This is a genomic window from Halomonas saccharevitans (assembly GCF_900116405.1).
GTDB classification, from domain to species: Bacteria; Pseudomonadota; Gammaproteobacteria; order Pseudomonadales; family Halomonadaceae; genus Halomonas; species Halomonas saccharevitans.
In genome coordinates this window covers 33,606-54,334 of sequence record NZ_FPAQ01000011.1, presented here as the reverse complement: position 1 = coordinate 54,334, position 20,729 = coordinate 33,606, and the positions used below count along the sequence as shown (strand labels likewise).

Annotated in this window: 21 protein-coding genes and 3 tRNA genes; 3 read left to right on the top strand and 21 right to left on the bottom strand. The window is 67.7% G+C overall.

All coding sequences use genetic code 11. The annotated features are described in order from the left end of the window. Positions 1 to 4: 4 nt before the first annotated feature. From ccmI to ccmA, 9 genes are read right to left on the bottom strand one after another with little or no spacing between them, the layout of a single operon-like run. Positions 5 to 1,249: a c-type cytochrome biogenesis protein CcmI gene (gene ccmI / locus BM388_RS06965; RefSeq protein ID WP_089848525.1), complete on the bottom strand. Its 1,245-nt coding sequence runs from the start codon at positions 1,247 to 1,249 to the stop codon at positions 5 to 7. Next, positions 1,246 to 1,716 carry a cytochrome c-type biogenesis protein gene (locus BM388_RS06960; protein WP_089848523.1) on the bottom strand — a complete coding sequence of 157 codons (471 nt, stop codon included), beginning with the start codon at positions 1,714 to 1,716 and terminating at the stop codon, positions 1,246 to 1,248. The genes ccmI and BM388_RS06960 overlap by 4 nt, the downstream gene beginning before the upstream one ends. Next, positions 1,704 to 2,234: a DsbE family thiol:disulfide interchange protein gene (locus tag BM388_RS06955; protein ID WP_089848520.1), complete on the bottom strand. Its 531-nt coding sequence runs from the start codon at positions 2,232 to 2,234 to the stop codon at positions 1,704 to 1,706. The genes BM388_RS06960 and BM388_RS06955 overlap by 13 nt, the downstream gene beginning before the upstream one ends. Then, positions 2,231 to 4,222, bottom strand: coding sequence for a heme lyase CcmF/NrfE family subunit (locus BM388_RS06950; protein ID WP_175535054.1), 1,992 nt, complete (start codon positions 4,220 to 4,222; stop codon positions 2,231 to 2,233). Before BM388_RS06950 ends, BM388_RS06955 begins: the two co-directional genes overlap by 4 nt. Positions 4,223 to 4,246: 24 nt before the next feature. Further along, the gene (gene ccmE / locus BM388_RS06945; RefSeq protein WP_089848516.1) at positions 4,247 to 4,753 is read right to left on the bottom strand and encodes a cytochrome c maturation protein CcmE; all 507 of its coding nucleotides are present in this window, start codon (positions 4,751 to 4,753) and stop codon (positions 4,247 to 4,249) included. Then, the gene (gene ccmD / locus BM388_RS06940; RefSeq protein WP_089848515.1) at positions 4,743 to 4,967 is read right to left on the bottom strand and encodes a heme exporter protein CcmD; all 225 of its coding nucleotides are present in this window, start codon (positions 4,965 to 4,967) and stop codon (positions 4,743 to 4,745) included. Before ccmD ends, ccmE begins: the two co-directional genes overlap by 11 nt. Continuing rightward, positions 4,967 to 5,707 carry a heme ABC transporter permease gene (locus tag BM388_RS06935; RefSeq protein WP_089848514.1) on the bottom strand — a complete coding sequence of 247 codons (741 nt, stop codon included), beginning with the start codon at positions 5,705 to 5,707 and terminating at the stop codon, positions 4,967 to 4,969. The genes ccmD and BM388_RS06935 overlap by 1 nt, the downstream gene beginning before the upstream one ends. 14 nt (positions 5,708 to 5,721) lie before the next feature. Further along, complete coding sequence (gene ccmB, locus BM388_RS06930) at positions 5,722 to 6,465, bottom strand: heme exporter protein CcmB (RefSeq protein ID WP_089848513.1); 744 nt, start codon at positions 6,463 to 6,465, stop codon at positions 5,722 to 5,724. Continuing rightward, a complete protein-coding gene (ccmA, locus tag BM388_RS06925) occupies positions 6,452 to 7,096 on the bottom strand; it encodes a cytochrome c biogenesis heme-transporting ATPase CcmA (protein ID WP_089848512.1) in 645 nt (214 codons plus the stop codon). The genes ccmB and ccmA overlap by 14 nt, the downstream gene beginning before the upstream one ends. Positions 7,097 to 7,301: 205 nt before the next feature. On the opposite strand from ccmA, the gene lexA reads away from it, so the two are divergent. Continuing rightward, a complete protein-coding gene (lexA, locus tag BM388_RS06920; RefSeq protein ID WP_089848511.1) occupies positions 7,302 to 7,772 on the top strand; it encodes a transcriptional repressor LexA in 471 nt (156 codons plus the stop codon). Further along, positions 7,772 to 8,392, top strand: a complete 621-nt coding sequence (locus tag BM388_RS06915) for an IMPACT family protein (RefSeq protein ID WP_089848510.1) — start codon at positions 7,772 to 7,774, stop codon at positions 8,390 to 8,392. Before lexA ends, BM388_RS06915 begins: the two co-directional genes overlap by 1 nt. Before the next feature lie 119 nt (positions 8,393 to 8,511). Here BM388_RS06915 and BM388_RS06910 read toward each other — a convergent pair whose 3' ends face one another. The 3 genes from BM388_RS06910 to BM388_RS06900 are packed head-to-tail and all read right to left on the bottom strand — an operon-like array spanning position 8,512 to position 11,972. Further along, positions 8,512 to 9,837, bottom strand: coding sequence for a sodium ion-translocating decarboxylase subunit beta (locus BM388_RS06910; RefSeq protein WP_089848509.1), 1,326 nt, complete (start codon positions 9,835 to 9,837; stop codon positions 8,512 to 8,514). A gap of 11 nt (positions 9,838 to 9,848) precedes the next feature. Beyond that, the gene (oadA, locus tag BM388_RS06905) at positions 9,849 to 11,672 is read right to left on the bottom strand and encodes a sodium-extruding oxaloacetate decarboxylase subunit alpha (protein ID WP_089848508.1); all 1,824 of its coding nucleotides are present in this window, start codon (positions 11,670 to 11,672) and stop codon (positions 9,849 to 9,851) included. Positions 11,673 to 11,723: 51 nt separating this feature from the next. Further along, the gene (locus BM388_RS06900) at positions 11,724 to 11,972 is read right to left on the bottom strand and encodes an OadG family protein (protein WP_089848507.1); all 249 of its coding nucleotides are present in this window, start codon (positions 11,970 to 11,972) and stop codon (positions 11,724 to 11,726) included. 172 nt (positions 11,973 to 12,144) lie between these two features. Here BM388_RS06900 and BM388_RS06895 point away from each other — a divergent pair, with 172 nt between their 5' ends. Beyond that, positions 12,145 to 13,125 carry a tRNA dihydrouridine synthase gene (locus BM388_RS06895; RefSeq protein ID WP_089848506.1) on the top strand — a complete coding sequence of 327 codons (981 nt, stop codon included), beginning with the start codon at positions 12,145 to 12,147 and terminating at the stop codon, positions 13,123 to 13,125. Between the two features lie 330 nt (positions 13,126 to 13,455). On the opposite strand, the gene BM388_RS06890 is transcribed toward BM388_RS06895, so the two are convergent. The 9 genes from BM388_RS06890 to BM388_RS06850 all read right to left on the bottom strand — a co-directional run bounded on the left by BM388_RS06890 (position 13,456) and on the right by BM388_RS06850 (position 20,637). Then, positions 13,456 to 13,532 (bottom strand) — tRNA-Arg (locus BM388_RS06890). A 73-nt stretch (positions 13,533 to 13,605) separates the two neighbouring features. Beyond that, positions 13,606 to 13,682: transfer RNA gene (locus tag BM388_RS06885), tRNA-Arg, on the bottom strand. Between the two features lie 21 nt (positions 13,683 to 13,703). Further along, positions 13,704 to 13,796 (bottom strand) — tRNA-Ser (locus BM388_RS06880). Positions 13,797 to 13,908: 112 nt separating this feature from the next. Beyond that, positions 13,909 to 14,103, bottom strand: coding sequence for a carbon storage regulator CsrA (gene csrA, locus BM388_RS06875; RefSeq protein WP_089848505.1), 195 nt, complete (start codon positions 14,101 to 14,103; stop codon positions 13,909 to 13,911). A 201-nt stretch (positions 14,104 to 14,304) separates the two neighbouring features. Continuing rightward, complete coding sequence (locus BM388_RS06870) at positions 14,305 to 15,555, bottom strand: aspartate kinase (protein WP_089848504.1); 1,251 nt, start codon at positions 15,553 to 15,555, stop codon at positions 14,305 to 14,307. Positions 15,556 to 15,660: 105 nt separating this feature from the next. Continuing rightward, complete coding sequence (gene alaS / locus BM388_RS06865; protein WP_089848503.1) at positions 15,661 to 18,270, bottom strand: alanine--tRNA ligase; 2,610 nt, start codon at positions 18,268 to 18,270, stop codon at positions 15,661 to 15,663. 167 nt (positions 18,271 to 18,437) lie between these two features. Continuing rightward, entirely contained in the window at positions 18,438 to 18,923 is a 486-nt protein-coding gene (locus tag BM388_RS06860; RefSeq protein WP_089848502.1) for a regulatory protein RecX, read from the bottom strand. A gap of 3 nt (positions 18,924 to 18,926) precedes the next feature. Continuing rightward, a complete protein-coding gene (gene recA / locus BM388_RS06855) occupies positions 18,927 to 19,991 on the bottom strand; it encodes a recombinase RecA (RefSeq protein WP_089848501.1) in 1,065 nt (354 codons plus the stop codon). 133 nt (positions 19,992 to 20,124) lie between these two features. Beyond that, the gene (locus BM388_RS06850) at positions 20,125 to 20,637 is read right to left on the bottom strand and encodes a CinA family protein (protein WP_089848500.1); all 513 of its coding nucleotides are present in this window, start codon (positions 20,635 to 20,637) and stop codon (positions 20,125 to 20,127) included. Positions 20,638 to 20,729: the final 92 nt, after the last annotated feature.

The window sequence follows — 20,729 nt, the reverse complement described above, 5'->3', positions numbered from 1 at the left end:
GGACTCACTCGACGACCCGGTCGATCACCACCTCGACGGCATCGCCGTCGATCATGCCCACCGAGACCCTGCCGAGGGTGCCGACCAGATCGCCGGGCTGCGGCGTGGCCTCCCCGCTCTGGGAAACGCGCACCGTCAGCCGCGCCGTCTCGACCTGGGAGAGCTTGGCCATCGGCGCCATGGCGTCGGCATCATTGAGCACCGTGGTAAGCGGCAACTCGCCGAGCCGCGCCCGAGCCACGGCCAGCGGCGGCAGCTCGCCGGCGGGGTCGCGGGCCACCACGAAGACGGTGGCGTCATCATTGAGCCGACCGGCGAGCTCGTCGGCCAGGCTGACCCGCACGGCGATGCCAGGCCCCTCGGCAACCGCCGGCTTGGCCGGATCGGGAGTCACGCCCAGGCGTTGCTGGGCCACGCGGATGCCCTCGCGCAGGGCCTCGGCGGAGTCCGGGTTGTTCATGCCGGCGATGGCGCGGCGCCAGTGGTCAATGGCGGCTTCAAAGTCGCCGGCCTCGAAGGCCTCGATACCGAGCATGCCGATTACCGTGGGCTGGGCGGGCTCCATGGCCAACACCTCGTCGACCAGCGCCTGGACCTCGGCGGTCATCTCGCGGCCGGCGGCGAAGTAGCGGATCTGGGCGAGCTCGGCGAGCAGCCAGGGCTGGCGCCCCTCCAGCGCGACCAGCCGCTCCAAGGCGCGCGTGGCCGCGTCGATGCGGCCGCTGTCGCGATAGAGCGGGAACAGCGAGCGCCAGACGTTGGGGTTATCGGGCTGGCGCTGGGCCTGCTCCTCGAGGCGCTCGATCAGCACCGGCAGCGAGCCCTCGGGGTCGCTCATCACCTGCTGCTGCACGGTGTAGAGGGCGAGGTCGCCCTCGGCGCCCTCGCGGAGATACCAGAAGACGCTGACCAGCACCACGGCCACCATCACCACCGGCACCACCAGCCGGCCGGAGGCGGCCGATGCCAGCGGAGCGCGCTCGAGATGCTCGGTGTCCTCGAGCAGGCTGCGCTCGAGCTCCAGGCGATCTTCCTCTAGGCGGGCGGCATCGATCTCGCCGCGCGCGTGGGCGGCCTGAAGCGACGCCAGCCGGCGACGATAGATGGCAAGATTCTGTTCGGTGGTGCGATCGTTGGCCTCGAAATCACGCTGAGCCGCGCGCACAGCGGCGGCACGACGAAGTGGGGCCACCAGCAACCACAGGGCCGGCAGCAGCAGCACGGCCAGGGCGATCCATAGCAGGGTCATTCGGTTCTCTCGCGATTGATCAGGGCATCCAGGCGATCACGCTCCTCGGCGCTCAGGGCGCGGGCCGAGCTGCGGCGACGCGCGCGCACCATCAGCACCACCACCAGGGCGCCGAGCAGCACCAGCGCCGCGGGCAGCCCCCACAGCAGCAGGGTGCGGCCCTCGAGACGCGGATTGTAGAGCACGTAGTCGCCGAAGCGGCTCACCATGAAGTCCAGTATCTCCTTGTCGGAGCGGCCATCCTGAAGCTGAACGTAGACTCGGTCACGCATGTCGCCGGCGATCGGCGAGTCGGAGTCGCCGATCGCCTGGTTCTCGCACTTGGGGCAGCGCAGGCTCGCCGTCAGATCCTGGTAGCGCTGCTCGGTCACCGGGTCGTCGAACTGACGCACCTCGATGCCGCCCGCCTGGGCGAACAGCGGCAACAGAAGCAGGGCGGCCAGCAGGCCGCGGATCACTCTCGCCATTTTTCCACCTCCGGCAGGATCGTGTCGCGCACGTCTTCCGGCTTGATGTAGCCGGTATGGTGATAGCGAATGATGCCGTCGGCATCGACCAGGAAGGTCTCCGGGGCGCCGTAGACGCCGAGATCGAAGCCGAGGCTGCCCTCGGGGTCGAAGACGTTGACCTCGAAGGGGTTGCCGAACTCGGCCAGGAACTCGCGGCCCTTCTCCCGGGTGTCCTTGTAGTCGACGCCGACCAGGCGCACGCCGCGATCGGCCAGGTCGAGCAGTTGCGGCATCTCCTGCTTGCAGGTCGGGCACCACTCGCCCCAGACGTTGACCAGGGTGACCTCGCCGGTGAGCAGGGATTCGTCCACCACCCGCTCCGGGTCCTCCAGGGTCGTCAGCTCGAAGGCCGGGAAGTCCCGGGCCATCAGCGCCGAGTCGCGATCGAAGGGATTCATCGCCAGGCCCTGGTAGAGGAAGCCCCCGAGCACCAGGAAACCGAGCAGCGGCAGCAGCAGCAGCAGGCGACGCTTCATGCCGTGGCCTCCCTGGGCTCGGCCGCGACGCCCTGCTCGGGGTCGCGGGCGGTTACGGTACGCCGGTAGCGGCGATCGGCCACCGCCAGGATGCCGCCAGCCGCCATCAAGAGCCCGCCCAGCCACAGCCAGCGCACGAAGGGCTTGTACTGCAGACGCATGGCCCAGCTGCCGTCCTCGAGGTCCTCGCCCATGGCGACGTAGAGGTCGCGGAACAATCCAGGGCGCAGCGCGACATCGGTCATCGGCATGCCCCGGGCGAGGTAGAGACGCTTCTCGGGGGTCATGGCGAAGGTGCGCTGGCTATCGCCGCGGCGCACCTCGATCTCGGCGAAATCGGCCAGGAAGTTGGGGCCGCGACGGCTGCCGAGCTCGGTCATGGTGAAGGTGTAGCCGGCGAGCTCGACGCTATCGCCCACCCCCATGCGCACGTTGCGGTCGATGGCGTAGTTGGAGACCACGGTGACGCCGATGATCGTCACCGCCACGCCGAGGTGGCCGAGGATCATGCCCCAGTAGGCCAGCGACAGGCGCTTGGCGCCGGCCAGCCGGCCGGACGAATGGCGCGTCTTGACCCAGAGGTCACGGACCATGGGCAGCACGACCCACAGCGAGATCAGCACGCCGAGGCTCACCTGCAGGTTCCACTCGCCGCGGTAGAGCAGCGGCGCCAGGGCGCCAATGATCAGCGCCAGCAGACCGGCCAGCCAGCTGCGCTTGAGCAGGTCCCGCCCGCCGGTGCGCTTCCAGCGCGCCAGCGGCCCCAGCCCCATGAACAGGCACAGCACCACGGTGAGCGGCACGAAGAGCGCATTGAAGTAGGGCGGGCCGACGCTGATCTTGCCGAGGTCCATGGCGTCGAGCAGCAGCGGATAGACCGTGCCCAGCAGCACCGTGACGGTCATGATCACCAGCAGGATGTTGTTGATCAGCAGCAGGGCGTCACGCGACAGCCAGCTGAAGGCGACCTGGTGGCTGACGCGCGGGGCGCGCAGCGCGAACAGCAGCAGCGACAGGCCCACGGTGATGCCCAGCAGCACCAAGATGAAGAGCCCTCGAGACGGGTCGTTGGCGAAGGCGTGTACCGAGGTGAGCACCCCCGAGCGCACCAGGAAGGTGCCCATCAGCGACAGCGAGAAGGTGGAGATCGCCAGCAGCACCGTCCAACTCTTGAAGGAGCCGCGTTTCTCGGTCACCGCCAGGGAGTGGATCAGCGCGGTGCCGGCGAGCCAGGGCAGCAGCGAGGCGTTCTCGACCGGATCCCAGAACCACCAGCCTCCCCAGCCGAGCTCGTAGTAAGCCCACCAGCTGCCCAGGGCGATGCCCACGGTGAGAAACGCCCAGGCAATGTTGGTCCAGGGCCGTGCCCAGCGAGTCCAGGCGGCGTCCAGGCGGCCACCCAGCAGGGCGGCGATGGCGAAGGCGAAGACCACCGAGAAGCCCACGTAGCCCATGTAGAGCATCGGCGGATGGACGATCAGGCCGAAATCCTGCAGCAGCGGGTTCAGGTCGGCGCCATCCTGGGGCACGTTGGGCAGCAGCCGCTCGAAGGGGTTGGAGGTGATCAGCACGAAGGCCAGGAAGCCGACGCTGACCAGGCCCATCACGCCCAGCACCCGGGCCAGCATGTCGCGGGGCAGCTCGCGGGAGAAGCGGCTCACCGCGAAGGTCCAGGCGCCGAGGATCAGGCTCCACAGCAGCACCGAGCCCTCGTGGTTACCCCAGACGGCGCTGGCCTTGTAGTACCAGGGCAGCAGCGAGTTGGAGTTGTTGGCCACGTTGGCCACACTGAAGTCATCCAGCATATAGCTGGCCGTCAGGCAGGCGTAGGCGATGGCCAGGAACAGGAACTGGCCGGTGGCCATGGGCCGCCCGTAGGCCATCCACAGCGGGCGGCGGGTCGCCGCGCCGGCCAGCGGCATGATGCCCTGGACCAAGGCCATCAGCAGGGCAATGATCAGGGCGAAGTGGCCGATTTCGGGGATCATCAGGGTCTGCATGGACACTCCGGATCAGTTCGCACGGGCGCCGTCGTTCTGCGCCTCGAGCCGTTTGCCCACCTCGGCCGCCTTGGCCTGGTAGTCCTCCGGCGAATAGCCGGCCTCCTCCAGCGCCTGGGCCACCTCGGGGGGCATGTAGTTCTCGTCATGGCGAGCCAGCACCTGGTCGGCACGCAGCCAGCCGCCCTGCTGGAGCTCACCGACCACCACCACGCCCTGCCCCTCGCGGAACAGGTCGGGCAGGATGCCGCTGTAGCGCACCTCGACGTCTTCGACATAGTCGGTCACGGTAAACACGACCTCGAGGCTTTCCGGGTCACGCTCCACCGTGCCCTCGCGGACCATGCCGCCGGCGCGAATCTGGCGCTCCAGCGGGGCATCGCCGGCGGTGATCTGCACCGGGCTGAAGAAGAGGTTGATGTTGCTGCGCAGCGCGTAGAGCGTCAGGCCCACGGCGATGGCGGCCAGCGAGACCAGCCCCAGTATCACGAACAGTTTCTGCTTGCGTTTAGCTCTCACGGGCGTGGCCCTCTTGATGTGAAACCGGTGTCGAGGCGCCGCGGCGCTGCTCGCGTCGTGCCCGGCGGCGCAGGTCGCGCAGCAGCGCTCGGCGCTCGGCGCGGGCGTGGAGAACCACGCCGACCAGCAGCAGACCGGTCAGGCCCCAGGAGGCCCACACGTAGACGCCGTGGCCGCCCATGGCGAGGAAGGCCGAGAGGGAATCGAAGGCCATCAGTTCACCTCCCCGGCGAGCTCACGCACCCAGCGCTTGTTCGATTCGCGACGCAGGATCTCGCTGCGCGTGCGCATCAGGGTCACCGCGATGAAGAAACAGTAGAAGCCCAGCACCATGATCAGCAGCGGCGCCCACATCTCCAACGGCATGGCCGGGCGCGAGGTGACGCTGAAGGTGGCGGGCTGGTGCAGGGTGTACCACCAGTCCACCGAGTACTTGATGATAGGAATGTTGATCACGCCGACCATGGCCAGCACCGAGGCGGCGCGGGAGGCGCTGTCGCGGCTTGCGAAGGCGCCGCGCAGGGCGATCACGCCGAAGTACAGAAACAGCAGGATCAGCATCGAGGTGAGGCGCGCGTCCCACATCCACCAGGTGCCCCAGGTGGGCACGCCCCAGACCGCGCCGGAGAACAGTGCCACGAAGGTCATGGCCGCGCCCAGCGGGGCCATCATCGCCGCGGCCATGTCGGCGACCTTGATCTTCCAGACCATGAAGACGAACCCGGCGATCGCCATGCTGACGAAGATGGACTGCGCCAGGAAGGCCGCGGGCACGTGCACGTAGATGATGCGAAAGCTGTTGCCCTGCTGGTAGTCGGCGGGCGCGAAGGCCAGCCCCCAGACGCTGCCGACGACGATCAACAGCGCCGCCGCCGCCCAGAACCAGGGCGAGAGCCGTGCGCTGATGCCATAGAACCACTTGGGGGATCCGAGCTTATGTATGAAGGCCCACATGCCGATTGTCGTCCTCAACCGTTGATACTGATGCGCAGTGACGCCGCGATCGCCCAGGGGGCCAGGATCAGCGCGACTGCCAGAAGCGCCCCGAGAATCGCCAGGTGCGCCGCGACCCCCTCGCCGAAGATGGCCGCCTGCACGGCGCCGGCGCCGAAGATCAGCACCGGGATATAGAGTGGCAACACCAGCAGCGAGAGCAGCACGCCGCCCCGGGATAGCCCCACGGTCAGCGCCGCGCCGATGGCGCCGATCAGGCTCAGGCTGGCGCTACCCAGCGCCAGCGACAGCGCCAGCACCGCGTAGCTGCCCGCCGGCAGCGCCAGCATGATGCCCAGTATCGGTGCCATCAGCGCCAGCGGCAGACCGGTCAACAGCCAGTGCACCGCCACCTTGGCCAGCGCCAGCGCCGGCAGCGGCTGGGGCGAGAGCAGCAGCTGCTCCAGGGAGCCGTCCTCGTAGTCGCTGCGAAACAGGCTATCCAGGGACAGCAGGGCCGCGAGCAGCGCCGCCACCCACAGAAGGCCCGGCGCGATGGTCGCCAGCAGCTCCGGGTCCGGCGAAATGCCGATCGGGAACAGGGTGATCACCAGGGCGAAGAACACCAGCGGGTTCAACACCTCGCTGCGTCGGCGCATCAACAGCACCAGGTCGCGTTTCAGCGTTGCCCGGATTGCGACCCCGGCGCCGCCCTCGGGTTCCCGGAACAGCCGAACGGCGTCCGCTTCCCGTGCCAGATGAGGATCAGAGTTCGACATCACGCGCCCCCTGACCGAGCCGAATCCGCCGCAGGGCAGGCGTGTCGGCGAGTTCGTGATGGGTCGTGACCAGCACGCAGCCGCCGCGACGGGCATGGGCGGCCAGGCGCGCCTCGAGATCCGCGACGCCGTCGCGGTCGATGGCGGTGAACGGCTCGTCGAGCACCCACAGCGGACGCGGAATCAGCTCCAGGCGCGCCAGGGCCACGCGGCGCTGCTGGCCGGCGGAGAGCTGCCCGGCGGGCAGGTCCTCGAAGCCGACCAGCCCCACGGCCGAGAGCGCCGCGAAACGCGCGGGCTCGTCGTCGGGCTCGCCTGCCAGGGCCTGGTACCAGGCGAGGTTCTCCAGCGGCGTCAGCGCCGCCTTGACCCCCGGGGCATGACCCAGATAAAGCAGGTTGGCCAGGAAGTCCTGGCGCGTGCGGCGCATGGGATGCTCGTTCCAGTAGAGCTCGCCGTCGAAGTCGGCCAGCTGCCCGGAGAGGATCTTCAGCAGGGTGGTCTTGCCACTGCCGTTGGGGCCTTCCACGCGCACGATCTCGCCGGCATGGAGTTCCAGGTCCAGGTCTCTGAACAGCCAGCGATCGTCCCGCTCACAGGCCAGCTTTCGGGCTTGCAGACGCAGGCTCAAGGCACTCTCCCGGCATGGATAATTGCGCCCGGAACTCTACACGGAAAGGGCCCTGGCTGCCAGCCGGGCGGGTTGCGGCAGCCGGTCGCACTTGCCCTGAGTCAAGCCAGGCGTGGACAGCTTTCCCTTGCCAGTTTGCGACCGGCTGCTATGCTCGTAAAACACTGTATGTATCGACAGGGTTAGACGACCGGGGAGAGACCGCATGCCCAACGTCACACCGCAGTACCTGCAGCGCCGACCCAACCTGCCACTGGCCGAAGCCTGGGAGGCCATCGAGGCCGACGCCCTGACCGAAATCCCGATGCTGGGCCAGGTCTCGGCGGGCATGCCCATCGAGGCCTGTCCGGAGGCCGGCAGCATCCGCGTGCCGACGACCATGGTGCGCCGCAACACCTACGCCCTGCGGGTACGCGGCGACTCCATGGTCGATTGCAATATCTTCGACGGGGATGTGATCATCATCGAACGCCGCGAGAGCGCCGAGAACGGCGAGACCGCCGTGGTGATGATCAATGACCAGGAGGTCACCCTGAAGAAGTTCTACATCGAGAAGTCGGGCGTTCGCCTGCAGCCGGCCAACGAGCGCATGGCGCCGATCTACCTGCGCAACGACGACGTCCAGGTGATCGGCCTGGTGATGGGCGTGGTGCGCCAGACGGAACTGGCCGCCTGATGCGCTACGCAGTACCCGACCTGCCGCCCGACCACCGGCACGAGAGCGAGCTCGAGGTGGAGAAGAGCCGCTTCATCGCCTGGATCTGCCACGCGCCGAATACGGCCGCCTTCGAGGTGATGCTCGCCGAGGCCCGCCGGCTCCATCCCCACGCCAGCCACCATTGCACGGCCTGGATCGCCGGCCCGCCCGGCGAGCAGACCGCCATCGGCTTCTCCGACGACGGCGAACCCGGCGGCACCGCCGGGCGCCCGATGTTCCAGGTGCTGGACGGCGCGGCCCTCGGTCAGGTGGGCAGCGTGGTGACCCGCTACTTCGGCGGCACCAAGCTCGGCACCGGCGGCCTGGCCCGCGCCTATTCCCGGGCCGTCGCCCAGGCGCTGGAGACGCTGCCCCGGCGCGAGGTGGTCGAGCGCGCACCCCTGCGCCTGAAGGTCGACTTCGCCGGCGAGGCCGAGGCCCGCGCCTGGCTGGCCGAGCGCGACGTGCCGGTCGAACAGGCCGACTACGGCGCCGAAGGGGTAGCGCTGACCGTGGGCTGGCCGAACGATGCGCCCGTCGAGCTGAGCGCGCTTTCGACGCGCCTGCGCGGGCGCCTCGCCCTGCTGCAGGACGACTGAACGCTCCTACCCAGACGAAACGACCCTACCCGGACGCAAGGTCCCGCCCCATCGACCGATGCCCATCACATAAAAAACGGCGCCCGAAGGCGCCGTTTGTGCTGGCGGGACGCTCGACCTCAGCCGAGGTACTTGATCATCACCCCGGCGGCCACCGCCGAGCCGATCACCCCGGCCACGTTGGGCCCCATGGCGTGCATCAGCAGGAAGTTGTGGGGATTGGACTCGAGCCCCACCTTGTTGGAGACCCTTGCTGCCATGGGCACCGCCGAGACGCCGGCGGAGCCGATCAGCGGATTGATCGGCATCTTGCTGACGGTGTTCATCAGCTTGGCCATCAGGATGCCGCAGGCCGTGCCGATGGCGAAGGCCACCATGCCCAGCGCCAAGATGCCCAGCGTCTCCACCGCCAGGAAGCGCTCGGCGATCAGCTTGGACCCCACCGACAGCCCCAAAAAGATCGTCACGATGTTGATCAGGGCGTTCTGGGTGGTGTCGGAGAGACGCTCCACCACGCCGCTCTCGCGCATCAGGTTGCCGAAGCAGAACATCCCCAGAAGCGGCGCCGCATCAGGCAGGAAGAGCACCACCAGGATCAGCAGGCTGAGCGGGAAGACGATCTTCTCCAGCTTGGAGACCGGACGCAGCTGCGTCATGGTGATCTCGCGCTCCCGCTTGCTGGTCAGCGCCTTCATGATCGGCGGCTGGATCAGCGGCACCAGCGCCATGTAGGAGTAGGAGGCCACGGCGATGGCACCCAACAGCTCCGGCGCCAGGATGCTCGAGACGTAGATCGAGGTGGGGCCGTCGGCGCCGCCGATGATGCCGATGGCGGCGGCCTGATTGAGCGAGAAGTCCATCCAGCCCATGGCCGACATGCCCACCGCCCCGAGCAGGGTGGCGAAGATGCCGAACTGCGCCGCCGCGCCTAAAAACAGGGTGCGCGGATTGGCCAGCAGCGGGCCGAAGTCGGTCATCGCGCCCACGCCCATGAAGATCACCAGCGGCGCGATGCCCGAGGCGATGGCCACGCTGTAGAACTGGTAGAGCATGCCGTGGGCGTAGCCGCCGTCCATGGCCACGTCGTTGGCGGCGCGCACCAGGGCCGGCGAGATGTCGCCGTGCAGCACCTCGGCGAGGCTGTGCCGCCAGGCCTCGATCCCGCCGGCCGGGTCCAGGCTGAGCTGCAGGGCCTGGGCCATCTGCTCGAGCAGCGCCGGCGACGCCATGTGCGCCGCCTGCTCGGCGGCCGACAGGGCGAGGCCCGCCTCGGGGATGTTAGCCAGGATGCCGCCGAAGCCGATCGGCACCAGCAGCAGCGGCTCGAACTTCTTCTGGATGGCGAGGTAGAGCAGCCCCAGCCCCACCAGCACCATCACGGCCTGGCCCAGGGTCAGGTTGTAGAGCCCCGAGCCGTACCAGAGGGTCAATATCTTTTCCGACATGAAAACCGTCCTCAGAGCTCGATCAGGACGTCACCGACGGCGACGCTGTCGCCCTCGCCGACCTTGATGGCGGAGACGGTGCCGGCGCTCGCCGCCCGTACCTCGGTCTCCATCTTCATGGCCTCGAGGATGATCACCACGTCACCCTCGGCGACGCTGTCGCCCTCGCGCACGTTGACCTTGAAGATGTTGCCGGCCAGCGGCGCGGTGATGCTTTCACCCGAGGGCGCGGCCGGAGCCGGGGCGCTCGCGGCCGGCTGGCCGCCGCCCTGCTCGGCCACCTGGCCGATCTCGCCGCCCTCGGCGACCTCAACCACGTACTGCTTGCCATTGACGGTGACGGTGTAGGTCTCGGGGCCGGCCGACGCCGGGGCCTCGGTCACGCCCTTCTGGGCGGCGGCGGCCGGCAGATTGGCCGGCTGCGCCTCGGCGGCCTGGGGCGCCGGCTCGAAGGCGTCGGGGTTGTCGCGGTTCTGCAGGAACTTCAGGCCGATCTGCGGATAGAGCGCATAGGTCAGCACATCGTCGATCTCGCGCTCGCCCTCGGCGAGGCGGATGCCCTGCTCCTTGGCCTTCTCCTTGAGCTCGGCGGTCAGGGTCTCCATCTCGGGCTCGAGCCGATCGGCGGGACGGCAGGTGATCGGCTCGCCTCCGTCCAGCACGCGCGCCTGCAGCTCCTCGTTGAAGGGGGCCGGCGCGGCGCCGTACTCGCCCTTGAGAACCGCCTGCACCTCCTTGGAGATGGACTTGTAGCGGCTGCCCATCATCACGTTCATCACCGCCTGGGTGCCGACGATCTGCGAGGTCGGGGTGACCAGCGGGATGAAGCCCAGGTCCGCGCGGACCCGCGGGATCTCGGCGAGCACGTCGTCGAGCTTGTCGGCGGCGCCCTGCTCCTTGAGCTGGCCTTCCATGTTGGTGAGCATGCCGCCCGGCACCTGGGCGACCAGGATGCGCGAGTCGATGCCCTTGAGCGAGCCCTCGAAGGCGGCGTACTTCTTGCGCACCTCGCGGAAGTAGGCGGCGATCTCCTCGAGCAGTTCCAGGTCCAGGCCGGTGTCGCGCTCGGTGCCCTGAAGCATGGCGACCAGCGATTCGGTCGGGCTGTGGCCGTAGGTCATCGACATGGAGGAGATCGCCGTGTCGACGTTGTCGATGCCCGCCTCGGCGGCCTTCAGCGCCGTGGCGGTCGAGAGGCCGGTAGTCGCGTGGCACTGCATGTGGATCGGGATGTCCACGACCTTCTTGAGCTTGCTGACCAGTTCAAAGGCGTCGTAGGGCTTGAGCAGGCCGGCCATGTCCTTGATCGCCAGGGAGTCGGCGCCCATGTCGGCGATGGTCTTGCCGAGCTCGACCCAGCCGTCCAGGGTGTGTACCGGGCTCACCGTATAGGAGAGCGTACCCTGAGCGTGGCCCTCGACCTGGCGCACGGCCTGGATAGCTCGCTCGAGGTTGCGCGGATCGTTCATGGCGTCGAAGACGCGGAACACGTCGACGCCATTGGTCTTGGCCCGCTCGACGAACCTGTCCACGAGATCATCGCCATAGTGGCGGTAGCCGAGCAGGTTCTGGCCGCGCAGCAGCATCTGCTGCGGGGTGTTGGGCATCGCCTCCTTCAACGCCCGTATCCGCTCCCACGGATCCTCGCCGAGATAGCGGATACAGGCGTCGAAGGTGGCGCCGCCCCAGGATTCCAGCGACCAGAAGCCGACACGATCGAGCTTCTCGGCGATCGGCAGCATGTCGTCCAGGCGCATGCGCGTGGCGAACAGCGACTGATGGGCGTCGCGCAAGACGACATCGGTGATGCCGAGCGGGCGTGTCTTGTCATTCATGGTATTGACCTTGTCGTTATGAATGGGAGGGGAGAAGGCGGGGCGCTCGCCTCAGCGCTTATGGCGCTGGCGATAGCGGTGCACCGCCGCGCTGATGACCACGGTGAGGTCATCGTCCTGGCGCGCGGCCGGGGCACGGGAATCACGGGCGGCGGGAGCGACCGGTTCGGGGAAGAAGCGGCCGATCGTCTTGGACATCAACGTGGTGACGCCCACCAGCACGGTAAGAAAAACAAAGACAAACCCCATGCCGAGGCCCATCAGAGAGAGACCCTCGTGTATCAGCTGCGAATCCTGCATGCGAATTCTCCTGACTCTTGCGGCAAGTTGGGCGAGATACGGCAAAAAAAACCCGACTTGCGCATTTTTTGTGATCATATAACCTGCCAGATCCCCGACAGATTGCAATGGCGTCATGGTGGAAGTCAGCGTTGTTAATTTACTACATAAGGGCCGGATCGGCCTAGCACCCATGGAGGGGGTCATCGATGCGGTGACCCGCGACCTGCTGACGCGCGCCCCCGGCTTCGACTGGGTGGTGACCGAGTTCGTGCGCGTGGTCGATGCTCGGCTGCCACCCCGCGTCTTCTACAAGCACTGCCCGGAGCTGGTGGCCGACACGCCCCCCGCCACCCCGAGCGGCGTGCCGGTAACGCTGCAGCTGCTGGGCTCCGACCCCGCGGCGCTGGCCGCCAATGCCCGCCAGGCGCTGCACCTCGGCGCCACCGGCGTGGACCTCAATTTCGGCTGCCCCGCCAAGCTGGTCAATCGCCACGACGGCGGTGCCTCGCTGCTGCGCGACCCGCGCCGGGTGCATGCCGCCGTGGCGGCGGTGCATGCGGCCGTGGGCGAGGCGATCCCGGTGACCGCCAAGGTCCGCCTGGGCTTCGCCGACCGCCGCCTGGCGCTGGCCTGCGCGCTGGCCACACAGGATGCCGGCGCCCAACGGCTGGTGGTCCACGGCCGCACCCGGGACGAGGGCTACCGCCCCCCCGCCCACTGGGAGTGGATCGGCCGGATCCGCCAGCGCCTGTCCATTCCGGTGGTCGCCAACGGCGACATCTGGACCCTGGAAGACTACTGGAAGGCGCGCACGCTCTCCGGCTGTCGCGACGTGATGCTCGGCCGCGGCGCCCTGGCCGACCCTCGCCTGGCGGGCCGCATCCGCCACTGGCAGGCCACCGGCGAACGCCTGCCGGAGACGCCCTGGCACGAACGGGCGGCGATTCTCGCCGAGTTTGCTGCAACGCAGCGTAGCACGCTGCCCGACCGCGTCGTCACCTCGCTGCTCAAACAGTGGCTCAACCATATGCGCCAGCGCGATGCCGAGGCCGCCCGACGCTTCCAGGCGCTCAAGCGCATCACCCACCTGGACACCCTGCTCGAGGGGCTGGTCACGCCCCTGCCCTGCTCCACCCCCCAGGCCACTGCCGAGGCGACGCTCGGCGCCTAGCCACGCCTTCATGCCCTCCTCCGCCTCACGGGCGACACAGGCCAGACGGCCCGAGACAACCACCACAGGCCAGAGAAGGGCGCCAGACACGAAAAGGCGCTTCGCAGATCAGCTTAATATAGGTGTGGTTCGCGGGATCCCCGCCTCCTCGTGAACGACCGCTTCCCGGCAACGTACGATAAACCAAAAAAAGAGGCGCACGTCGCAATGCGACGGCGCCCCAAACGATCGCGGAGCCGGGGCCCATCCTGGGCGCAACCGGTCCGGCTAGCGAGAAAACATCGAAACAAAACAGAAGACCCGCCCTCATGGTGAGGACGGGTCTGAATCTGGCGCGCCCGGGAGGATTCGAACCTCCGACCACCTGATTCGTAGTCAGGTACTCTATCCAGCTGAGCTACGGGCGCGAAAGGCAACGAGCAGACTCATTGCGGGGACGGGTACGACAGCGTGAAGCGGTCGTTCTCATCCGGTTGAAGCTGGCGCGCCCGGGAGGATTCGAACCTCCGACCACCTGATTCGTAGTCAGGTACTCTATCCAGCTGAGCTACGGGCGCTTTATCTTCACGTGTCGATAATGGCGGAGAGGGAGGGATTCGAACCCTCGAAGAGGCTATAAACCCCTTACTCCCTTAGCAGGGGAGCGCCTTCAGCCACTCGGCCACCTCTCCCTCATCGGCACGGTGCGTATCCTACCGTTCTATAAGGCCATTGTCCAGCGGTCCCGGCAATTTTTCGATAACGATCCATGGAAAAACGGCGCACGACCTGGCCACCCGAGTCCTAAACGTCACTGTCGACGTCGGGGTCGGACTTCTCGCGCTGGATGCGCTGGTAGATTTCCTCGCGATGTACGGCGACATCCTTGGGCGCATTGACGCCAATACGCACCTGGTTGCCCTTGACGCCAAGGACGGTGACGGTGACGTCGTCACCGATCATCAGGGTTTCGCCAACACGGCGGGTCAGGATGAGCATGACTGATCTCCTTCTCAGACTTCGGGCTACGGGATGCTCGCCGGGAGGGACGACATCGCTGCATTGTGCGACAACTCGTCGTCCCTGACCACTGATGCCAGCCAATGGCCGGCCAGCAACACGTTGAAAGAAGGCTCCTCGACACGCGTATCGGCGATCCTTGCTAGAAGCGTAGAAGGTGTCGGCGACGCGAGTGAGCCCTTATTCCTGCTCGATGCTGCGCTTGTCGAGACCGAACGCCTTGTGCAGCGCCTTGACCGCCAGCTCCATGTGCTTCTCGTCGATCACCACGGAGATCTTGATCTCGGAGGTGGAGACCATCCGGATATTGATGTTCTCGTCGGCCAGCACGCGGAACATCTTGGAGGCCACCCCGGCGTGCGAGCGCATGCCCACGCCGACCAGTGAGACCTTGGCGATATTGTCGTCGCCGCGCAGGTCGCCGCCGCCGAGATCGGGAATCACCTGATCCTGGAGGATCTTCATGGTCTGGCGGTAGTCGCCCTTGGCCACGGTGAAGGTGAAGTCGGTGTAGTCGCCGGCAGGCGCCACGTTCTGCACGATCATGTCGATCTCGATGTTGGCATCGGCGATCGGGCCCAGAATGCGCGAGGCAACGCCCGGCACGTCCGGGGTGTTGAGCAGGGTGAGCTTGGCCTCGTTGGCGGTGAAGGCGATACCGGAGATCAGCGGTTCTTCCATGGAATCCTCGTCTTTATCAGAGTCTGCAATGATCAGGGTGCCGGGGCCGCCCTCGAAGCTGGACAGCACGCGCAGCGCGACGTTGTACTTGCCGGCGAACTCGACGGCGCGGATCTGCAGGACCTTGGAGCCAAGGCTCGCCAGTTCCAGCATCTCCTCCACGGTGATGGTCTCAAGGCGCTGCGCCTTGGAGCAGACCCGCGGGTCGGTGGTGTAGACGCCGTCGACGTCGGTATAGATCTGGCACTCATCGGCGTTGAGCGCCGCGGCCAGGGCCACGCCGGTGGTGTCGGAGCCGCCACGACCGAGGGTAGTGATGTTGCCCTCCTCGTCGACGCCCTGAAAGCCGGCGACCACTACCACCTGACCCGCGTCCAGATCGGCCTGCAGCTCGTCGGTCTCGATGCGCTGGATGCGCGCCTTGGTGTGGGCGCTGTCGGTCTGAATGCCCACCTGGGAGCCGGTGTAGGAGGTCGCCGGCACGCCCAGCTTGTGCAGGGCCATGGCCAGCAGCGAGATGGTGACCTGCTCGCCGGTGGAGACCAGCATGTCCATCTCACGCGGCGTCGGCTCGTCGTTGATCTCATTGGCCATGCCGATCAGGCGGTTGGTCTCGCCGCTCATGGCGGAGACCACGACCACGATCTGGTGACCCTGGTCGCGAAAGCCCTTGACCTTCTCGGCCACGGCCTTGATGCGCTCCACTGAGCCCACCGAGGTGCCGCCGAATTTTTGTACGTATAGTGCCATTTGCCGTTTTCCCTCGCTTGTCGAGTGCGCATAGCGCTCGGATGAGTGAAAGGTGTCCAGATACGACGAGGGCCGGTGCATCGCTGCTACCGGCCCTTGTGCATCCTACTTCAGTCGCTCCTCGACCCAGACGGGTACGCTCTCAAGCGCACCCGGCAGGGCCGAAACATCGCTGCCGCCGGCCTGGGCCATATCGGGTCGGCCGCCGCCCTTGCCGCCGACCTGGGAGGCCACGTGGTTGACCAGCTCGCCGGCCTTGACACGGCCGGTGAGGTCGTCGGTCACACCGGCGATCAGGCTGACCTTGCCGGCCTCGGCGTCGGCGACGCCCAGCACCACGATGCCGGAGCCCAGCTTGTTCTTGAGCTGATCGAGCATGCCGCGCAGCTCTTTGCCGGCCACGCCGTCGAGGCGCTTGGCCAGCACCTTGATGCCCTGGACCTCATGGGCCTCGCTGAGCATATCGTTGCCGGCGGCGCTGGCCAGCTTGGCCTTGAGCCGCTCGAGCTCCTTCTCCAGGGTGCGGTTGCGCTCGAGCAGCGAGTCGACGCGCTCCTCGGCCTGCTCCGGCTTGGCCTTGAGCCGCTCACCAATGCGGTTCAGGCGCGCCTCCTGCTCACGGAACCAGGCCAGCGCGCCCGCGCCGGTGATCGCCTCGATGCGCCGCACGCCGCTGGCGATGCCCGCCTCGCTGACGATGTGGAAGCAGCCGATGTCGCCGCTGCGGGCGACGTGGGTGCCGCCGCACAGCTCGATGGAGAAATCGTCGGCGCCGATGGTCAGCACGCGCACGCTGTCGGCGTACTTGGCCTCGAACAGCGCCGCCGCGCCGCGCTCCTTAGCCTGGTCGAGAGTCATCTGCTCGGTGCGCGTCGCCGCGTTGGCCAGAATCTGCTCGTTGACCAGGCGCTCCACCTCGGCCAGCTGCTCGCCGGTCATCGGCTCGAAGTGGCTGAAGTCGAAGCGCAGGCGCTCGGGGGTGACCAGCGAGCCCTTCTGCTGGACGTGATCGCCGAGCACCATGCGCAGCGCCTTGTGCATCAGGTGAGTCGCCGAGTGGTTACGCACCGTGGCGGCGCGCAGGCTGGCGTCGACCCGGGGATGCACCTCGGCGCCCACGGCCAGCGCCCCTTCGAGGAGCACGCCGTGGTGCAGGTGATGGCCGGCCTGCTTCTGGGTATCGGTGACCAAAAAGCGCCCGCCCTCGAGCTCCAGGTAGCCGGTATCGCCGACTTGGCCGCCGGACTCGCCGTAGAACGGCGTGCGGTCGAGCACCACGACGCCGCGCTGCTCGGGCGCCAGCTCGGCCAGGGCGTTGCCCTCACGATCGACGAGGGCGGTGACCGTAGCGCGATCCTCCAGCTGCTCATAGCCGGTGAAGGCGGTCTCGCCTTCGAGCTCGATCGCCGCCGTGTAGTCGGCGCCGAACTGGCTGGCCGCACGGGCGCGCTCGCGCTGGGCCTCCAGCGCCGCCTTGAAGCCGGCCTCGTCGAGGCGGACGTCGCGCTCGCGGCAGACGTCGGCGGTCAGGTCATAGGGGAAGCCGTAGGTGTCGTAGAGCTTGAAGACCGTCTCGCCGGGCAGGGTATCGCCCTCGAGGCCGGCCAGCGCCTCCTCGAGCAGGCCCATGCCGTGCTCCAGGGTACGGGCGAACTGCTCCTCTTCCTTGAGCAGCACGCGCTCGATCTGATGGCGTGCCTCGCGAAGCTCCGGGTAGGCCTCGCCCATCTCTGCGTCCAGCGCCCCCACCAGCTTGTGGAAGAAGTTGCCGCGCGCGCCGAGCTTGTGGCCGTGGCGGATGGCGCGGCGGATGATCCGGCGCAGCACGTAGCCGCGCCCCTCGTTGGAGGGCAGCACGCCGTCGGCGATCAGGAAGGCGCAGGAGCGGATATGATCGGCGATCACCCGCAGCGAGGGGGCGGTGGTGTCACTGTGCCCGGTGGCCTGACTCGCGGCTTCCAGCAGGTGCTGGAAGAGGTCGATCTCGTAGTTGGAGTGCACGCCCTGCATCACCGCGGCGATACGCTCCAGGCCCATCCCGGTGTCGATGGAGGGCTTGGGCAGCGGATTCAGGGTGCCGGCCGCGTCACGATCGAACTGCATGAACACCAGGTTCCAGATCTCGATGTAGCGGTCGCCATCCTCTTCCGGGCTGCCGGGCGGGCCACCCCACACCTCGGGTCCGTGATCGAAGAAGATCTCGGAGCTCGGCCCGCAGGGACCGGTGTCGCCCATCTGCCAGAAGTTGTCCTCATCGAGCGTCGAGAAGCGCTCGGGGTCGATGCCCATCTCGTCCTTCCAGATGCGCTCGGCCTCGTCGTCGCTGATGTGCACCGTGACCCACAGCTTCTCCTTGGGCAGCCCCAGTACCTCGGTCAGGAAGGTCCAGGCGAAGCGGATGGCATCGCGCTTGAAGTAGTCGCCGAAGCTGAAGTTGCCCAGCATCTCGAAGAAGGTGTGGTGGCGAGCGGTGTAGCCGACGTTGTCCAGGTCGTTGTGCTTGCCGCCGGCACGCACGCATCGCTGGGAGGAAGTGGCGCGCACGTAGGGGCGCGGATCACGCCCCAGGAAGACGTCCTTGAACGGCACCATGCCGGCGTTGGTGAACAGCAGGGTCGGGTCGTTGCCCGGCACCAGCGAGCTCGAGGGCACGATGGTGTGTCCCTGCTCCTCGAAGAAACTCAGGAAAGCCTGTCTGATGTCTGCGCTTTTCATGGGGTATCCGTAGCGATGAGCATGGTGGCCCGGTGGGTCGGCAAGCGGCGTGTCGATGCCGGTATCGGCTCGCCACTGCGCCACAGGAGCGCCACCCGGGGCATTCGCAAAGGGGGGCATTATAGCGCAGTTGTCAATCGACTGAAGGGGAGTAGGCCGATGCGGGCTCAGTCGTCGGTCGACCAGGCCGTTTCCAGAGCGTGGCGCACCTGGTCGAAATCGAAGCCGCGGCCGGCCAGGAAGCGCTCGCGCCGGGCGCGCTCGCGAGGGGTGTCGCCCGGGCCGGGAAAGCGCCGCGCCAGGGCCTCGCGGGCGAGGGCGAACCAGTCGCCCTCGCCGCGCCGGGCGGTCTCGTCGAAGGCGTGGCGAATCTCCTCGCGATCCAGCCCGCGACGCTCCAGGTCGAGGCGAATCTTCATGGGCCCCTGGCCGCGCAGGATGCGCGAGCGCAGAAACCCCTCGGCGAAGCGCTCGTCGGACTGCAGGCCCTGATCCACCAGGGCCTCGAGGCACTCGGCGATTGCCTCGGCCTCGTGCCCCTTGGCCGCCAGCCGCTCGGCGAGCTCCTGGCGCGAATACTCGCGACGGGCCAGCAGGCGGATGGCGTCGCTGCGGGGCGTCGACTCGCCGCCCCCGGAGGCATCACCGAGCATGGCTTAGGCCCGGTCGTCGCCGCCTTCCTCGGCGGCCAGCGTTTCGTCGGCGGCCTCTTCCTGCTTCGGCTCCACCGGGGTGAGCAGCTGGGCGCGGATCTGGCTCTCGATCTCCTCCATCACCGCCGGGTTGTCCTCGAGGAACTGGGCGGCGTTGGCCTTGCCCTGGCCGATCTTGTTGCCCTGGTAGCTGTACCAGGCGCCAGCCTTGTCGACCAGCTTGCACTGCACGCCGAGATCGACCACCTCGCCGGCATGGTAGATCCCCTTGCCGTAGAGGATCTGGAACTCGGCCTGGCGGAACGGCGGCGCCACCTTGTTCTTGACCACCTTGACCCGGGTCTCGTTGCCGGTCACCTCGTCACCCTGCTTGACCGAGCCGGTGCGGCGGATATCCAGGCGCACGCTGGAGTAGAACTTCAGCGCGTTGCCGCCGGTGGTGGTCTCGGGGCTGCCGAACATCACGCCGATCTTCATGCGGATCTGGTTGATGAACACCACCATGCAGTTGGCGTTCTTGATGTTGCCGGTGATCTTGCGCAGCGCCTGGGACATCAGGCGCGCCTGCAGGCCGACGTGGGAGTCGCCCATCTCGCCCTCGATCTCGGCACGCGGCGTCAGCGCCGCCACCGAGTCGATGATGATCACGTCGACGCCGCCGGAGCGCACCAGCATGTCGCAGATCTCCAGCGCCTGCTCCCCGGTGTCCGGCTGGGAGACCAGCAGGTCATCGAGGTTGACGCCGAGCTTCTCGGCATAGCTCGGATCTAGGGCATGCTCGGCGTCGATGAAGGCGCAGGTTTTGCCCTGCTTCTGGGCCTGGGCGATCACCGACAACGTGAGGGTGGTCTTGCCCGAGGACTCCGGGCCGAAGATCTCGACCACCCGGCCAAGGGGCAGCCCGCCGATGCCGAGCGCGATGTCCAGGCCCAATGAACCGGTGGAGACCGACGGCATCACCACGCGGGGCGCATCGCCCAGGCGCATCACGGTGCCCTTGCCGAACTGGCGCTCGATCTGGGAGAGGGCAGCATTCAGCGCCTTGCTGCGGTTTTCGTCCTGAGCCATGAAGGAACTCCTAAAAGATAGCGAATGAGGCGTGGCGGATGAGGGTAACGACGGCCGGCAACCACTGTATGACTGCACAGTAGTATGGCGAAAAATTCGGGCCGCGACCAGCGTCGAGGCGAGCCGGTGACGATCAGGAAGGCGCTAGCCGCCGCACCAGGCCGGCCAGCGCCTCGCGCACGGCCTGCTCGCGCACCGCGGCGCGATCGCCGGGGAAACGAAGGCAGGCCGACTCGGCCCCCTCGGCGCTCCCCCAGGCCAGCCAGACGGTGCCCACGGGCTTTTCAGCGCTGCCGCCGCCGGGGCCGGCCACCCCGCTGACCGCTACGCCCAGCCCAGCGCCGCTGTCGCGACAGGCGCCGACGACCATCGCCTCGACGACCTCGCGACTCACCGCGCCGTGCTCGGCCAGCAGCGTCTCGGGCACGCCAAGCAGGCGGGTCTTGGCGCCGTTGGCATAGGTCACGTAGCCGAACTCGAACCAGGCGGAGCTGCCGGCGACGGCGGTGATGGCGCTGGCCACTCCGCCGCCGGTGCAGGACTCCGCCGCGGTGACGGTAATGCCCCGTGCGCGGCAGCGCTCGCCGAGCAACTCGGCGAGGCCCCGTAGATCATGGCGCTCGAGATCCTCGGCGTGCGAGGTCATGGCCTTCCTCCCTGACGATAGTGACCCGCCGGCGGCCTGACGTCGACCGCCCTTGAGCGTAGAATACTGGCTTTGCCCGAGACATGCATGGC

What these genes read in the sequence shown, in the direction of transcription:
- BM388_RS06915 (WP_089848510.1), top strand. Translation starts at nt 7,772, where the DNA reads ATGCGCTACGCAGTACCCGACCTGCCGCCCGACCACCGGCACGAGAGC.
- ccmI (WP_089848525.1), bottom strand. Translation starts at nt 1,249, where the DNA reads ATGACCCTGCTATGGATCGCCCTGGCCGTGCTGCTGCTGCCGGCCCTG.
- BM388_RS06910 (WP_089848509.1), bottom strand. Translation starts at nt 9,837, where the DNA reads ATGTCGGAAAAGATATTGACCCTCTGGTACGGCTCGGGGCTCTACAAC.
- alaS (WP_089848503.1), bottom strand. Translation starts at nt 18,270, where the DNA reads ATGAAAAGCGCAGACATCAGACAGGCTTTCCTGAGTTTCTTCGAGGAG.
- BM388_RS06960 (WP_089848523.1), bottom strand. Translation starts at nt 1,716, where the DNA reads ATGGCGAGAGTGATCCGCGGCCTGCTGGCCGCCCTGCTTCTGTTGCCG.
- csrA (WP_089848505.1), bottom strand. Translation starts at nt 14,103, where the DNA reads ATGCTCATCCTGACCCGCCGTGTTGGCGAAACCCTGATGATCGGTGAC.
- recA (WP_089848501.1), bottom strand. Translation starts at nt 19,991, where the DNA reads ATGGCTCAGGACGAAAACCGCAGCAAGGCGCTGAATGCTGCCCTCTCC.
- ccmD (WP_089848515.1), bottom strand. Translation starts at nt 4,967, where the DNA reads ATGGCCTTCGATTCCCTCTCGGCCTTCCTCGCCATGGGCGGCCACGGC.
- lexA (WP_089848511.1), top strand. Translation starts at nt 7,302, where the DNA reads ATGCCCAACGTCACACCGCAGTACCTGCAGCGCCGACCCAACCTGCCA.
- BM388_RS06900 (WP_089848507.1), bottom strand. Translation starts at nt 11,972, where the DNA reads ATGCAGGATTCGCAGCTGATACACGAGGGTCTCTCTCTGATGGGCCTC.
- oadA (WP_089848508.1), bottom strand. Translation starts at nt 11,672, where the DNA reads ATGAATGACAAGACACGCCCGCTCGGCATCACCGATGTCGTCTTGCGC.
- BM388_RS06850 (WP_089848500.1), bottom strand. Translation starts at nt 20,637, where the DNA reads ATGACCTCGCACGCCGAGGATCTCGAGCGCCATGATCTACGGGGCCTC.
- BM388_RS06950 (WP_175535054.1), bottom strand. Translation starts at nt 4,222, where the DNA reads ATGATCCCCGAAATCGGCCACTTCGCCCTGATCATTGCCCTGCTGATG.
- BM388_RS06895 (WP_089848506.1), top strand. Translation starts at nt 12,145, where the DNA reads ATGGAGGGGGTCATCGATGCGGTGACCCGCGACCTGCTGACGCGCGCC.
- BM388_RS06935 (WP_089848514.1), bottom strand. Translation starts at nt 5,707, where the DNA reads ATGTGGGCCTTCATACATAAGCTCGGATCCCCCAAGTGGTTCTATGGC.
- BM388_RS06955 (WP_089848520.1), bottom strand. Translation starts at nt 2,234, where the DNA reads ATGAAGCGTCGCCTGCTGCTGCTGCTGCCGCTGCTCGGTTTCCTGGTG.
- BM388_RS06870 (WP_089848504.1), bottom strand. Translation starts at nt 15,555, where the DNA reads ATGGCACTATACGTACAAAAATTCGGCGGCACCTCGGTGGGCTCAGTG.
- ccmB (WP_089848513.1), bottom strand. Translation starts at nt 6,465, where the DNA reads ATGTCGAACTCTGATCCTCATCTGGCACGGGAAGCGGACGCCGTTCGG.
- BM388_RS06860 (WP_089848502.1), bottom strand. Translation starts at nt 18,923, where the DNA reads ATGCTCGGTGATGCCTCCGGGGGCGGCGAGTCGACGCCCCGCAGCGAC.